Origin of the sequence: Streptomyces sp. NPDC057616, assembly GCF_042800575.1 — a bacterium.
GTDB lineage: Bacteria > Actinomycetota > Actinomycetes > Streptomycetales > Streptomycetaceae > Streptomyces.
Window position 1 is genome coordinate 301,365 of the sequence record NZ_JBHVGU010000004.1, and the last position, 14,308, is coordinate 315,672.

Genomic DNA, 14,308 nt, shown 5'->3' on the forward strand with positions numbered 1-14,308 from the left:
CGGCTCCCTTACGTCTACGGCGCCTTGCGCGCCGCTTCGGTGGCCGTCCGCTCCAGCCGGTCGCGGTACTCCTTCCACCACGCCGGATCGTCGGTCGGCAGGCTGGAGTTGTCCTCCCGCATCCCGGTCGCCCCGTCGAGGGTCTCCCGCAGGATGTCGGCGTGCCCGGCGTGCCGGTGCGTGTCGGCGAGGACGCGGACCAGGGCGTGGTGCAGCGTGATGTCGTTGTCGCGCGGCCACCACGGCACACGTCCCTGCGTGTCGAGGGCCAGCGCCTCGACGGTCGCGTCGGCGTGCGCCCACGCCGCGCGGTAGCGGGCGACGACGTCCTCGCGGGACTCCTCGGCGGTGGCCCACATGTCGGCGTTCGGGTCGTCGGCGTAGGCGGGCGCGGCCCAGGGGCTCGGCACACCGGACGGGCGGCCGAACGTGTCGCCCAGGTAGCCCAGTTCGACGAACGTCACATGCTTGACCAGGCCCAGCAGATTGGTCCCGGTCTGCGTCATCGGGCGCCGGATGTCGTACTCGGACAGGCCCTCGAGCTTCCACAGCAGGGCGTCGCGGGCGTCCTGCAGATAGCGCAGGAGGTCGGCCTTGGGATCGGGTGGTGTCATACGGCCAGTCTGCCGCCCGCAGGATTCGCGCGCATGCGGGCGGGAGGACCCGGGCCTGGCTCACGGCCCGGATCCTCCCGCGTCGTTGACGGGGCGTCAGTCCTTGACCGCGGTACGCCCCGTGACGTCCTCCACCTCGCCCGCCGGCACCGGGACGGCGACGGCCGCGCTGTCGTCGTCGTCCGTGTTGATCTTCTCGATGACCGCCAGCCGTTCCGGGGTGTCCTCGGGCTTGAGGTAGCCGACGAGGATGTACAGGACCAGCGAGACGGCCAGCGGGATCGACACCTGGTACTGGAGCGGGACGCCGCCGTCGACGTTCCAGTTGATCGGGTAGTTGACCAGCCAGAAGGCGAGCAGACCCATCGACCAGCTGACCAGCGCCGCCGTCGGGCCGGAGCGGCGGAAGGGGCGCAGCAGGCCCAGCATCATCGGGATGGCGATCGGGCCCATCAGACCCGCGACCCACTTGATGACGACGGTGATGATGTCCTTGAAGGTGGGGGAGTTGACCTGCGTCGCCACCGCCATCGACAGACCGAGGAAGAGCACCGTGGTCACCCGCGCCGCGATCAGGCCCGAACGCTCGCCCCAGGCCCGGGCCTTCTCCGACACCACCGGTGCCACGTCCCGGGTGAACACCGCCGCGATCGCGTTGGCGTCGGAGGAGCACATGGCCATCGTGTGGGAGAAGAAGCCCACGATGACCAGGCCCAGCAGGCCGTGCGGCAGCAGCTGTTCGGTCATCAGGCCGTAGGAGTCGGAGCCGTCCGGCTTCTGGGCGTGGACCAGCAGCGGCGAGATCCACATCGGGAAGAAGAGGACGACCGGCCAGACCAGCCACAGCACCGCCGACAGCCGGGCCGAGCGCTCGGCCTCACGAGCGCTGCCCGTCGCCATGTAGCGCTGGGCCTGGTTGAGCATGCCGCCGTTGTACTCGAAGAGCTTGATGAACAGGAACGCCAGCAGGAACACCGTGCCGTACGGGCCCACCAGCGGCTTGCCGTGGCCGTGCAGGGCCGGCTGGTCGAAGACGTCGAAGAGGCCGATGCCCTTGTCGTTCAGCTTCAGCACGACGGCCACGAACATCGCGATGCCCGCGAGCAACTGGATGACGAACTGGCCCAGTTCGGTCAGCGCGTCCGCCCACAGCCCGCCGATGGTGCAGTAGACCGCGGTGATCGCGCCGGTGATGAGGATGCCCTGGTTCAGGCTGATGCCGGTGAACACCGACAGCAGGGTGGCGATCGCCGCCCACTTCGCGCCGACGTCCACGATCTTCAGCAGCATGCCCGACCAGACCAGCGCCTGCTGGGTCTTGAGGTCGTAGCGGTTCTTCAGGTACTCCAGCGGCGAGGCCACATGCAGCCGTGAGCGCAACCGGTTGATGCGCGGCGCGAACAGTTTCGAGCCGATGGCGATGCCCAGTGCGATGGGGAAGGACCACGTGACGAAGGACGTCACGCCGTAGGTGTACGCGATGCCCGCGTAGCCGGTGAACATCACCGCGCTGTAGCCCGACATGTGGTGCGAGATGCCGGACAGCCACCACGGCATCTTCCCGCCGGCGGTGAAGAAGTCGCTCACGTTGTCCACGCGCTTGTGCGACCAGATGCCGATGGCCACCATCACGCCGAAGTAGCCGATGAGCACGGCCCAGTCGAGACTGTTCATGTGCCCCCTTCCAGGGTCCGCCTTGTGAACCGCGCTCAGTTGGTTGGCACTTCGCCTGAGCGGGGTAGGGGCGTGGGAAGCCGGGAGAGGCCGCGAAGTGCCCGCTCATCGTGGGTGCGCTAGCGCGGACACGACAAGCGGATGTAAGGTCAAGAGCAAGTAAAGATGTTCGTCTTGCTGACCTCGGTTCACTCACATGAACAACTTGAGAGGGTCGGGAAGGGGCCTCAGCGCATCAGCTCCCCCGCGTTGACCAGCAGTGACTGCCCCGTGATGGCCCGTGCCCGGTCGGATGCGAGGAAGACGGCCGCGTCGGCCACGTCCCCGTCCGTCGCCAGGTCCGGCAGCGCCATCCGTTCGGTGAGCCGCCGCAGCACGTCCGGCTCGGGCACGCCCTCCGTGTGGGCGGTGAACTGGACGTACGCCTGCACCGGCGGACCCCACATCCAGCCCGGCAGCACGGTGTTGACCCGGATGCGGTCCGGGCCGAGCTCGCGGGCCAGCGAGTACATCGCGCTCGTCAGCGCGCCCTTCGAGGCCGCGTACGCCGCCTGCCGCACCTGGCTGGGCGCCGCGACCGACGACTGCGTGCCGATGAACACCACCGAGCCGCCGCGCTCCTTGAGCGCGGGCAGACAGGCCCGCGTCATCCGCAGCGAACCCAGCAGATTCACGTCGATCACCGACTGCCAGGTGGCGAAGTCCGCGTCCTGGAGACCGCCGAAGTAGCTGTCCCAGGCGGCCACATGGACGACCGCGTCGATCCGCCCGAACCGCTCGTGCGCGAGCGCCGCGAGCCGCTCGCACTGCTCCTCGTCCGTGATGTCGGTCGGCCGGTACGCCGTGTGCGCCCCGTCCGGATCGATGTCCGCGGCGCTCTTGGCGAGGTTGGCCTCGGTGCGCGCCCCGAGCACCGCGTTCCCGCCGTCCCGCACGACCGCCGCCGCGACCTGATGACCGAGCCCGGCGCCGACCCCCGACACGACGACCGTTCTGCCCGCTAGCAGTGACATGACTGACCTCCGCCCTGACCCTGGCACATTTTCTGACGGGGCGTCAGAGTATGGGCGAGCGGCCGACGAAGGAAGGGGAACGCCCATGTCCGAGGAGACCGACACCCGCAGCGAGGCGTACGCGGAGCTGGCCGCCGTGGGCCCCTACGGGGTCCGCCCGGGCCACGCCCTGATCACCATGGTCGAGCCCCACCCCGGCCACGAGTACGCGTACAACCGCTGGTACGAGGACGACCACTACTACGCCGGCGCGATGGCCATGCCCTGGATGTACGCCGGGCGCCGCTGGGTGGCCACCCGCGACCTCCAACTCCTGCGCTATCCCGGGCAGTCGGCGATCGCCCAGCCGGTCACCGCGGGCTGCTACATCTCCACGTACTGGATCACGGACGGCCGCTACGACGACCACATGCGGTGGACCGTCGCCATCAACAAGCGCCTGAACCGCGACGCCCGAGTCTACCAGGACCGTACGCACGTCTTCACGGCGTTCCAGGACCACGAGGCGACGGTCTACCGGGACGGGGCGGCCGGGCCGCGCGACTTCCATGCCCTCGACCATCCCTACGCGGGACTGGTCGTGGAGGTGATCGACGCCGAATCGGCCGAGCAGCGCGCCGAGTTGCTGGACTGGCTGCGCTCGCGGCACCTGCCGAAGCGGGTGGCGGGCTCACCGGCCGCGATGGTGACCGTCTTCCGGCCGACACCGCTGCCGGGCGACCGCATGACGTACGTGAAGCAGGTCGAGGGCGTGGACACGAGGCTGACCCTGCTGTGGTTTCTGCAGGCGGATCCGCGCGAGTGCTGGGAGGCGTATTTCGCGGACCTGGACGGGCCGGTGCGGGAGGCCGGGCTGGGCAGGGTCGAGCTGGTGGCGCCGTTCGTCCCGACCGTGCCGGGGACGGACACGTACGTGGACCGCCTGCGCTAGCGGGCGGCCGGTGCCGCTGGTGCGGCCGGGCACAAGCCGAGCCCCCTCGGCAAGGACGGCGAAGCTGGACGAGAGGGCTCTTCCTGTGGAGCTTGTGCAGTTGTGGAACGTGAACGCAGGTGGAGGATCAGAAAGATCCTCCCCTTACGCCTTGATCGAGCCGACGAAGGTGTTCCAGGCGTCGGCCGGGAAGGCCAGCACGGGGCCCTCCGGGACCTTGGAGTCCCGGACGGCCATGGCCGCACGGACCGGTGACTTGATCTCGACGCACGCACCGTTGCCGGTGGAGTACGAGGACTTGGTCCACGTGTGCGTGTCGCCCTGACGAATTGCCATGTTTGCTCCGAAGTGCCAGTTGTCGAGTTGCTGTCACCGCGCGGTGGATCCGACTCCGGACCCACAGCGCGGTTTGCGCCAACCTCTGGTGTGTGGTGGCGTGATCGACGCTACTCGCGAACCTCGGCGTGCGAAGCGACTATTCGCTCGACTGGGTGGCATATTCCAGGTGGGTCTTCCAATTCGACCCGGGGAAGGTGTACGGTGCGGCGTTTCAGCGGGCATATTCCTTTGCGATGTCCGCGATGAACTGCCGTGACTGGTCCGGATTCAGGGCCTGGGCGCGCAGGTGCTCGTACATCACGCTGTATTTCTGCACGTCGTTGGCCTTCTCCAGGTACAGGTCGCTGGTGACGCCCTCGATGTAGACGACGCTGGAGTCGGCCGCGTCGGGGAACTCGAGGATCGCGTACTGGCCGTTGAGGCCGGGATGCGCCCCCATGTCGAAGGGGATCACCTGCACGGTGACGTGCGGCAGCTGGGACTGCTCGACCAGATGCTCCAACTGGTCGCGCATCAGGGAGCGGTTGCCCACCACGCGCCGCAGCGCCGCCTCGTCCATCACCGTCCACAGCCGGAGCGGGTTCTCCGGGGCGGTGATTCGTTCCTGCCGGCGCAGCCGCACCTGGACCCGCTTCTCGATGTCCGCGGCCGCGGTCTCCGGGAGCGCCCCCGCGATCAGCGCCTCCGCGTACTGCCGGGTCTGCAGCAGGCCCGGGACGACCTGGGGGTCGTAGACGCGCAGGCTCGCCGCGTCCGTCTCCAGGCCGATGTACACGCTGTAGGGAATGTCGCCGAAGGAGTGCCACCAGCCCTGCTGGCGGCTGTCCTTGGCCATCTGCATCAGTGAGTCGACGATCCGGTGGTCCTCCACCTCGTAGACCCCGCACAGGTCACGGACGTCCCGCTGGCTGATGCTGCGCCGGCCGTTCTCCAGCCGGCTGATCTTCGACTGCGACACCAGCAGCCGCTCCGCCACTTCCTCGGCCGTCATGCCCTTGAGCTCGCGGAGCCGGCGCAGCTCCTGGCCCAGTCGGCGCCGCCTGACGGTGGGATTGACATTGGACGCCACGGGACGTGCACCTCCGGCTGCGTGCCTCGACTTGCCACTTTGCGTATCTGCTGTTGAGCAGACTGCCACCAAGGTGCTCGCCACCGCTGGGAAACAGTGGGATATGCGCTGCATACGCGCCAGTTCAGCGCTCTGTCCGCACATGCGGCCGCGCGGGGCGGCGGAACCGTCACGTCATCCGCGAACACGGATGGTGCGACGGCCCCGCCGCCCCGCGCGGACCAGCGGCTCCCGTACCGGGTCTTGGGGACTGCCTGTTCAGGCTCGGTGCGGCGCTCGGCGGTGCGTGGTGCTGCGGTGCTGGTTCCTGCCGCTCGTCGTGGTGATGCGGCTCAGTGCGCCACGACGCGCGCCATGGAACCGCGGCGCGGCTGCATCGGAACGCCACGAGCGGGTTCCGGTGCGGACCTGGCCGGCCCCGCGGCCTGCCGGCCGGGCGGTGCGGCCGGGCTGCGGCGCGGCTGGGCCGCCACGCCGTTCTGGACGTCCATCACGGCGTGCGCCACGAGGCCGCCCATGGGGTCGTGCCTGATCAGATCCCGTAGCCGGGAGCGCGAGGACCGTCCCTCGTTGCCCGGATACAGGTGCTTGCCGAGGCCGACCGCGTGGGCCAGGGCGGCGAGCGCCGCGGTCCTCGGGTCCGGCGGTACACCGGTACGGATCGCGGAATCCAGCCGGGCCCTGATCTCCCGGCTGATTTCGGTGTCCGTCGCCTGGTACCGCGTCGTCGGCAGCACTCCGCACATCTGGCCCGCCACGGCATGCACCATGCCGCACCGCTCCAGATGCGAGAGATAGGTCTGGCGCAGCCCGAGACGGGGTCCGCCAATCCAGTTCACTGCCCGCACGGGAGCGCCGCGCCTACGCAGCAACTCCAACGCGCAGTCCAACGTTGGATCTCCAGTCGGCCGTGGTGCCACCACGGCGATACGATCCCCGTCTGGGGCTATCCGTCCGGCCAGCGCCAGCTCCACTAGCTGTGCTCCGGCCAGACCGAGGTCGAGCGACTGCGGCTGTGCGGTGGTACCCGTGGTCGGGTCCAGCGCCAGCAGCAGAAGCTCCTCCGGAAGTGTTCTGCGGCTCCTGCCCATCCATGCCTCCCCGCGTGGATGAAAGACAGGGTGACCCCTCTCACATTGGTCTGTCGAGGGTGCGTGACCTCTTTGTGAGGGAACCGGTAGGTATGTCGTTCTCGTCTACCGCAGGGGTTAAGCCCGCACACAGGACACTGGTACATGGTTCGGACAGCGCGTTTGACCGGTGTCCGGGCGGCGGTTCACGGTTCGGTAGGCGCACGGAGGGCGTGCGGCATGGAGGAGGCATCGGTGGCGGGCGAGTCCCCCGACAGGTCCAAGAAGCGCGAGTCGTCGGCAGAAGCGACGTCGGGGAGCACGGGTCCGGTTCCCGAAGCCCGCACGGAAGCACGCGATCCCCGCCTCGCGGTGGCCCGGGACGCGGAGTCCTCCGGGGGCTCGGCGGCCGGGCAGGCCGGGAGGTCCGGCGGCGTGGACACGGCGACGAAGATTTTTTCCGTACGGGATCTCAAGGCGGAGGCCGATTCCGCGCGGGCTCCTGAGCCGGAGCCGGAGGGCGACGAGGAGTCCGCGGAGTCCGGGGAGGCCGCGGCGAGCGGCGGAGACGTTTCCGCGCATTCGGCGGATACGTCGGATACGGCGGATACGGCGGATACGGTGCAAACGGCGGATGACGCCGAAGCCGACGACGCCGCCGCAGATGTCTCCGATGCTCGCGACGCCGAGAGCGGCCCCGGCGAGGACGACGCGACGGACGGTGACGCGGCCGACGCGACGGGCGACGACCGCCTGCGTGCCGCTGTGGCGGCCTGGGTCCGCTCCGGCGACTCCACGGACTCCGGGAGCGCGTCGGGCCCGGAGAAGGCGCCTGAGGGCTCCGGAACGGACGATTCCGCGGACTCCGAGACCCCGGACGACGCGGAGGACGCCTCGGCGTCGTTGGACGCCGACACGGACAGTGAGCAGAGCGCCGACGCGGACGCCGACAGGGACGCCGCCGCGGACGGGGACGAGGACGAGCCGGCGGACGCGGTGCCGGACCAGCCCGAGGACGCAGGCGACGACGAGGCCGGGGAAGTCGAGGACGCGGCCCCCGAGGACGCCGTCCCGGCCGGCTCCGGCGACTCCGCCGAACCCGAGGACACCCCCGAGGACGGCAAGGGCGGCGACGGCGAGGGCGCGAAGGCCGCCGGCACCAAGCACGTCGATCAGCCGACCGCCGTCTTCAAGCGGCCGGCCAAGCCGCAGGTCGACCAGCCCACCACGATGCTCAAGCTCGGCGACGCGGCGGCCAAGGCCCCGGCCAAGCCCGCCGCCACGCCTCCCGCCAAGAAGCCGGAGACGCCGGAGACGCCCGCCAAGGCACCCGAGACGCCCGCCAAGGCGCCCGAGACGCCCGCCAGGCCGCCGGAGGCGGAGCGCACCAGCAAGTTCGTCGCGCTCAAGCCCCTCGACGAGCCGTCCGCGAAGAAGCCCGCGGACGCCACCGCCGCGATCCCGCAGGTCGGCCCCGAGCGCACCGCGCAGCAGCCGCTGCCGCCGAAGCCGCCGATGGACCTGCTGGCCGAGCTGACGAACACGCCGCCCCCGCCGGTGACCCCGGTCCGCACGATCGTGCGCCGGGTCAAGATCTGGACCCCGCTGGTCCTGCTTCTGGCGGTCGTCTTTGCGATCGCGCAGGCCGTGCGCCCGCTGCCCACCCCCTCGCTCGCGCTCACCGCCGACGACTCCTTCACCTTCGACGGCAGCAACGTCGACCTTCCGTGGCCGAGCGAGGGCCAGGGCTGGATGGACGTCAACGGCATCGGCACGATGGGGAACTTCGGCAAGCAGACGCCGGTCGCCATCGGCTCCGTCGCCAAGGCGATGACCGCCTACATCGTCCTCAAGGACCACCCGCTCAAGCCGGGCGCCGAGGGCGAGCAGATCACGGTCGACGCGACGGCGGAGAAGGAGGGCGGTTACGACAAGGACGGCGAGTCCACCCTCAACACGGTCAAGCAGGGCGACAAGCTCACCGAGAAGCAGGCCCTGTCGGCCATCATGATCCCCTCCGCGAACAACATCGCGCGCCTGCTGGCCCGTTGGGACGCGGGCTCCGAGGCGGCGTTCATCAAGAAGATGAACGACACCGCCAAGGACCTCGGGATGAAGAACACGGCGTACACGGACGCCTCCGGTCTGAAGGAGTCCACCGTCTCCACCGCCCAGGACCAGGTGCTGCTCGGCAACGAGCTGGTGAAGATCCCGGCTCTGATGGAGATCACCAAGCTGCCCAACTGGGTCGACCCGTCGGGTCACAAGTGGCGCAACTACAACGCGCTCGTCCCCTACAACGGCGCGCTCGGCATCAAGACCGGCACCACCACCAAGGCCGGCGGCAACCTCCTGTTCGCCGCCACCAAGGAGACCGGAGGCGAGACGGTCACCGTCGTCGGCGCGATCCTCGGCCAGCACACGGCGCCGATCATCGACACCGTCAACGCGGTCAGCAAGACCGCGATGCTCGGTGCCCAGGACGCGCTGACCGCCAAGAAGATCCTCAAGAAGGGCGACGTCGTCGGGTACGTGGACGACCAGCTCGGCGGCCACACCCCGATCGTGCTGACCAAGGACGTCCAGGCGGTCGGCTGGGCGGGCCTGAAGGTGAAGCTGTCCTTCGACGCCGACGACGTACCGCACTCCGCGAAGGCCGGCACCAAGGTGGGCACGCTCACCGTGGGCGACGGCACGAGCGGCGCGGTCAAGGTGCCGGTCGCCCTGCAGAAGGACCTCACCGAGCCCGGCTTCGGCGCGAAGCTGAAGCGCATCACCTGATCCGGTCACGGGATCTCCACACCCCGTCGGGGTGCCCACCAGGGCGCTTCCCGGCGGGGTGCGTGCTAGCGTCACGAAACGGGGCATGCGGTCGCTCACGGGACGCGGCCGGGAAATCCCCGGGGACGCTGCCGCGAACGGGCGGGCAACGGGACACGTCCCAGAACAGAAGACGGGACACCACGGGGAGTGCCTTCAGGTGGCCACTGCGGAGCCGACACGCGCCGACGACGCCGATCCGGGCCCGGGAACCGGCCCGCGAATACGGGTGCCCGCACCGCGTACGGACGACCGTGACACGGCTCGTACGACGGGCGGCGCAGAGCGCGATCCGTCACGCGTGAGAGCGGCCGTCCTCGCGCTGCGTGAGCGTCTGCTACGCCATCCCGTGCTCTCGATCACGGCCCTCGCCGGGATCCTGCACATCGTCTGGTTCTTCACGTCCGCGAACAGTGGCGGCGACCTGGCCGCGCAGGACGCCTGGGCCGAGTTCGTCGGCCGGCACCCGGACTCCGCGTACAACCTCGCCTGGTACGGCGGCATGCACCCGGTGTCGTACAGCATGGTGTCGCCGTATCTGATGTCGGTGCTCGGCGTCCGTACGACGATGATGATCGCGGGGACCGTCTCGGCCGGGCTGCTGACGATGATCCTCATCCGCAGCAGGTCGGTGAAGAACCCGCTGTGGGCGTCGCTCGCGGGCGTCTTCGCCTTCCTGTGCAACGCGGCCTCGGGCCGGGTGACCTTCGGGCTGGGCACGGTGTTCGCGCTCGGCGCGGTGGCCGTCGTCTTCTGCTGGCCGCACAAGTGGCGCTACAAGCGCTGGGCCAAGGCCCTGTGCGCCGCCCCCCTGGCCGCGCTGGCGACGATGTCGTCCCCGGTCGCCGGCCTGTTCGTGGGCCTGGTCGCGGTCGCCCTCTTCCTGCAGAAACGCCGTCCCGGCGCCTGGGCCCTGGGCATCGCGCCCGCCGTGGTCGTGGCCGTCTCGGCGTGGCTGTTCCCCTTCTCCGGCACCCAGCCGATGGCGTTCGCCTCGGTGATCCTGCCCTTCCTCTACTCGGTCTTCGTCTTCGTGCTCGTCCCCAAGCACTGGACGACCGTCCGGCTGACCTCCGCGGTCTACGGCCTCTCGGTCGTCGGGGTGTGGCTGGTCAGCTCCCAGATCGGCTCCAACATCACGCGCCTGGCGATGCTGTTCGCCGGTGTCACGCTGGTGGCCGCGCTCCCGTTCCAGATCCCGCGCTCGCGCGAGTGGTACCTCGCCGTGGTGACCTTCCTGGGCTTCACCTTCTGGATCGGCTTCAAGGCCGTCGACGACGTCGTCCACACCACCCCGGCCGCGTCCTGGGCGCGTGAGCTGGCACCGCTCGTCAACGAGCTCCAGGACGTCGGCGCCGAGAAGGGCCGCGTCGAGGTCGTCCCGGCCCGCTCCCACCGCGAGGCCTCCGCGCTCGCCCCGTACGTCAACCTGGCCCGCGGCTGGAACCGCCAGGCCGACATGGAGCGCAACCCCCTCTTCTACGACGACACCCTCAACTCGGCGAACTACCACGAGTGGCTGCAGCGCTGGGCCGTCCACTACGTCGTGCTGCCCAAGGGCGAGCCGGACGGCGACGGCGGTGAGCGCGAGCGGGAGCTCGTCCAGCGGGGCATGCCGTATCTGAAGCAGATCTGGGGCGACGCCAACTGGCAGCTGTTCCGGGTCACCGACCCCGTGCCGCTGGCCGATCCGCCCGCGACCGTCGACCGCGCGGAGCAGGGCGAGCTGACCATCGAGGTCAAGAAGCCCGGCCGCGTCCTCATCCGCGTCCCGTACTCGCCCTGGCTCGGCCTCGTCGACGCCAAGGGCAAGGGCGTCAAGCCGCCCAAGGAGACGGACGCCTCCAAGCACCGCCCCGACGGCACGCCCAAGTCCTTCGACAACGTCAACGGCTGCCTGATGCAGACGGAGGAGGACGACAAGGGGGACCGGTGGACGATCCTGGTGGCCCCGAAGGCGGGGCTGTACCGGCTGGGGGCGCCCTACCAGCTGCCGCGCGGCACGCCCTGCCCCGACGAGCTGAAGTGATCGCGCCGCGCCCCCGGCCGGTTCGCGGCCGGCCTTAGGCGAGGGCGCTCTCGACCGCGGCCACGACCTCCGCCGCCTCCGGCTCGGTCTGCGGGGAGAAGCGGGCGACCACCTTGCCGTCCCGCCCGATCAGGAACTTCTCGAAGTTCCAGCGGATGTCGCCGGTGTGCCCCTCGGCGTCGGCGAAGCCGGTCAGGCGGTCGTAGAGGGGGTGCCGGCCGTCGCCGTTCACCTCGACCTTCTCGGTCATGGGGAAGCTCACGCCGTACGTCGCCGAGCAGAACTCGGCGATCTCCTCGGCGCTGCCCGGCTCCTGTCCCATGAACTGGTTGCAGGGCACGCCGAGGACCGTGAAGCCCTGCTCGGCGTAGCGCTCGTGGAGGCGCTCGAGTCCGCTGTACTGCGGGGTCAGCCCGCACTTGGAGGCCACGTTCACGATGAGGACGGCCTTGCCCGCGTACTGGGAGAGGCCGGCGGAGCCGCCCTGGAGGGCGCCGATCTCCACGTCGAGGGGTGCGCAACCGTTGCTGTCTGCAGTCGTCATGAGCGGATGCTAACTCCGCCACGTGTCGTGCCGGTTCTGCGCCTCCGTCAGGACGTCGCCCGCGGCCGTACGGCAATAGAGGACCGAGCGGCCCGCGCGCCGCCGCTCCACCAGCCCCGCGTCGAGCAGCACCCGCAGGTGCCGGCCCACCGAGCCGAGGCCCTGGCCGGTGACGGCGGTCAGCTGCGTCGTGCTCAGGGGGGAGGCCAGCAGGACGAGTACGCCTGCGCGGGCCGGGCCCAGCAGGGCGCCGAGCGACTCCGGCGCGGCGTCCCGGGAGCCGCCCGCCAGGGCGCCCACACAGGGATAGACGGCGGCGTACCGCTCGTGCCCCTCCCAGGACACCCAGCCGTGCCGCTGCGGGGTGACCGGCACGAAGACCAGCTCGGCGCCGGACAGGTCGCGCGGTGGGTACTCGTGGGCGTTGACCTGCAGCCGGTTCTCGCCGAGCCAGCGTGTCCGCCCGGGCCGCAGCCCCTCCAGCACGGCCGCCCAGCCGCCCTGCCCGAACTGCGCGGTGCGGGCGGTCACATCGGCCTGGAGGATGCGCCGGCGCCGGGGCCAGTCCGGCCGTACGGCCGTCTCCCAGACGTGATGCAGCAGGTCCGCCGCCCGCGCGGGCAGGTCGTCGCGCTCCAGCTCCGGCGGGAGCGGGGCGCCGCCGAGGGCCACCAGGAGGTGGGCGCGGGCGTCCTCGGGTCGGGCCGCGCGGACCCGCGCGACCCCCTCCTCGAAGGACTCCCCGTCCCGCGGCGTCGGCGTCAGGAAGTCCGCGATCCACTCCCGCCCCAGCCCCGCGCGCACGATCGCCGCGGCGACCGGATCGGCCGCGAGACGGCTCCGGTAGGCGGGCAGCCGGTCCCGCAGCCAGGCCCGCTCGCCCGGGTGCGCGCCCACCCCCGCGTGCAGGAGCTTGAGGCAGGCAAAGGTCTCCGCGAGCGGAGAGAGCACGAACCGGCTGCGGGCGAGGGTGTCGGCGCTCACCTGCCACCAGCCCATGGGGCACCACCTTTCGCGTGTGCGCGAAACAGTACCGGCCGGATTGCGGACCTCCCAGACTCGCCGCATGCGCAGCTACCAAGACCTCTTCCGGGTAAGGGAGTTCACCCCGCTGTTCCTGTCCACCGGGTCCATGGCGGCCGCCGCGACCGTCGGCGGACCGGCCCTGGGCACCCTGGTCTACGCGGCGACCGGCTCCCCGCTGCTGTCGGCGGTCAGCATGTTCGCCCCGCAGCTGGCGCAGGTCCTGGGCGCGACCACCCTGCTGTCGGCGGCCGACCGCATCCCGCCGCGGGCGGCCCTCACCGCGATCTCACTGGCGTTCGCGGCCGGCACGGCGGCCATGACCGCGCCCGGCCTGCCGATCGGGGCCCTGCTCGCGCTGAGCCTGTCGCTCGGCCTGGTCAGCTCGCTGGGCGGCGGGGTGCGCTGGGGCCTGCTCAACGAGATCGTCGCCGGCGACGGCTATCTCCCGGCCCGGTCGCTGTTCAACATGGCGAACGGCCTCATGCAGATCATCGGCTACGCGGCCGGCGGCGTCCTGGTCGCCACCCTGTCCCCGCGGGCCGCGCTGCTCCTGTCCGCCCTGCTGCACCTGCTCGCGGCGCTGGTCACCCGCCTCGGACTGACCCGCCGCCCGCCCCGCGCCACCGGCCGCCCCTCCGTCGCCGCGACCTGGCGCGCCAACGCGCTGCTGTGGTCCTCCCGCCCGCGTCGCCTCACCTACCTCGGACTGTGGCTGCCCAACGGGCTGGTCGTCGGCTGCGAGTCCCTCTACGTGCCCTACGCCCCGCACGCCGCGGGCACGCTGTTCGCCTGCGCCGCGGCCGGGATGCTGGCGGGCGACGTGACGGTGGGCCGCCTCGTGCCGCCCGCGCTGCGCCGCCGGCTCGCCACCCCGCTGCTCCTGCTGCTGGCCACGCCGTACGTCTTCTTCGTGCTCCACCCGGCGCTGCCGCTCGCCGCCCTCGCGGCGGCCCTCGCCTCGGTCGGGTTCGGCGCGAGCCTGGTCCAGCAGGAGCGGCTGATGGCGCTGACCCCGGGCGAGCTGAGCGGCCACGCCCTGGGGTTGCACTCGTCCGGGATGCTGACGATGCAGGGCGTGGCCGCGGCCCTGGGGGGGGGGGGGGGGGGGCGAAAAGGAAGGACCCCCCCACCGTGGAACCCACCGCGACGGCCGGACCCGACCCCTCGGCCGCGCCCCTT

12 protein-coding genes are annotated in these 14,308 nt (G+C 71.0%); 4 read left to right on the forward strand and 8 right to left on the reverse strand.

From position 1 onward, the window contains the following. Positions 1-14 precede the first annotated feature (14 nt). From ACFU97_RS06765 to ACFU97_RS06775, 3 genes are all read right to left on the reverse strand, one after another. A complete protein-coding gene (locus ACFU97_RS06765) occupies positions 15-614 on the reverse strand; it encodes a DinB family protein (RefSeq protein ID WP_384251863.1) in 600 nt (199 codons plus the stop codon). Between the two features lie 96 nt (positions 615-710). Beyond that, entirely contained in the window at positions 711-2,288 is a 1,578-nt protein-coding gene (locus ACFU97_RS06770) for a sodium:solute symporter family protein (RefSeq protein WP_384251866.1), read from the reverse strand. Between the two features lie 227 nt (positions 2,289-2,515). Beyond that, a complete protein-coding gene (locus tag ACFU97_RS06775; protein ID WP_384251868.1) occupies positions 2,516-3,301 on the reverse strand; it encodes an SDR family oxidoreductase in 786 nt (261 codons plus the stop codon). 85 nt (positions 3,302-3,386) lie between these two features. Between ACFU97_RS06775 and ACFU97_RS06780 the strand changes: the two genes are divergently transcribed. Further along, positions 3,387-4,232: a hypothetical protein gene (locus ACFU97_RS06780; protein ID WP_384251870.1), complete on the forward strand. Its 846-nt coding sequence runs from the start codon at positions 3,387-3,389 to the stop codon at positions 4,230-4,232. Between the two features lie 144 nt (positions 4,233-4,376). Here ACFU97_RS06780 and ACFU97_RS06785 read toward each other — a convergent pair whose 3' ends face one another. From ACFU97_RS06785 to ACFU97_RS06795, 3 genes are all read right to left on the reverse strand, one after another. Further along, on the reverse strand, positions 4,377-4,568 hold the full coding sequence (locus ACFU97_RS06785) for a DUF397 domain-containing protein (protein ID WP_384251873.1): 192 nt from the start codon (positions 4,566-4,568) through the stop codon (positions 4,377-4,379). A gap of 214 nt (positions 4,569-4,782) precedes the next feature. Beyond that, positions 4,783-5,640, reverse strand: coding sequence for a helix-turn-helix domain-containing protein (locus tag ACFU97_RS06790; protein WP_384251875.1), 858 nt, complete (start codon positions 5,638-5,640; stop codon positions 4,783-4,785). A gap of 332 nt (positions 5,641-5,972) precedes the next feature. Continuing rightward, positions 5,973-6,731, reverse strand: coding sequence for a GPP34 family phosphoprotein (locus tag ACFU97_RS06795; protein ID WP_384251878.1), 759 nt, complete (start codon positions 6,729-6,731; stop codon positions 5,973-5,975). Between the two features lie 219 nt (positions 6,732-6,950). Between ACFU97_RS06795 and ACFU97_RS06800 the strand changes: the two genes are divergently transcribed. Both ACFU97_RS06800 and ACFU97_RS06805 read left to right on the forward strand, forming a co-directional pair. Beyond that, positions 6,951-9,491 (forward strand): D-alanyl-D-alanine carboxypeptidase, encoded by a 2,541-nt coding sequence (locus ACFU97_RS06800; protein ID WP_384251880.1) that lies wholly within the window; start codon positions 6,951-6,953, stop codon positions 9,489-9,491. A gap of 199 nt (positions 9,492-9,690) precedes the next feature. Then, on the forward strand, positions 9,691-11,559 hold the full coding sequence (locus tag ACFU97_RS06805; RefSeq protein ID WP_384251882.1) for an MFS transporter: 1,869 nt from the start codon (positions 9,691-9,693) through the stop codon (positions 11,557-11,559). Positions 11,560-11,593: 34 nt separating this feature from the next. On the opposite strand, the gene ACFU97_RS06810 is transcribed toward ACFU97_RS06805, so the two are convergent. Together ACFU97_RS06810 and ACFU97_RS06815 are read right to left on the reverse strand one after the other, a co-directional pair. Continuing rightward, positions 11,594-12,103, reverse strand: coding sequence for a glutathione peroxidase (locus ACFU97_RS06810; RefSeq protein WP_384251885.1), 510 nt, complete (start codon positions 12,101-12,103; stop codon positions 11,594-11,596). A 9-nt stretch (positions 12,104-12,112) separates the two neighbouring features. Then, entirely contained in the window at positions 12,113-13,102 is a 990-nt protein-coding gene (locus tag ACFU97_RS06815; RefSeq protein WP_384251887.1) for an ArsR family transcriptional regulator, read from the reverse strand. Between the two features lie 67 nt (positions 13,103-13,169). On the opposite strand from ACFU97_RS06815, the gene ACFU97_RS06820 reads away from it, so the two are divergent. Next, a partial coding sequence (locus ACFU97_RS06820) for an MFS transporter (RefSeq protein ID WP_384251890.1) occupies positions 13,170-14,308 on the forward strand: 1,139 nt, incomplete at its 3' end.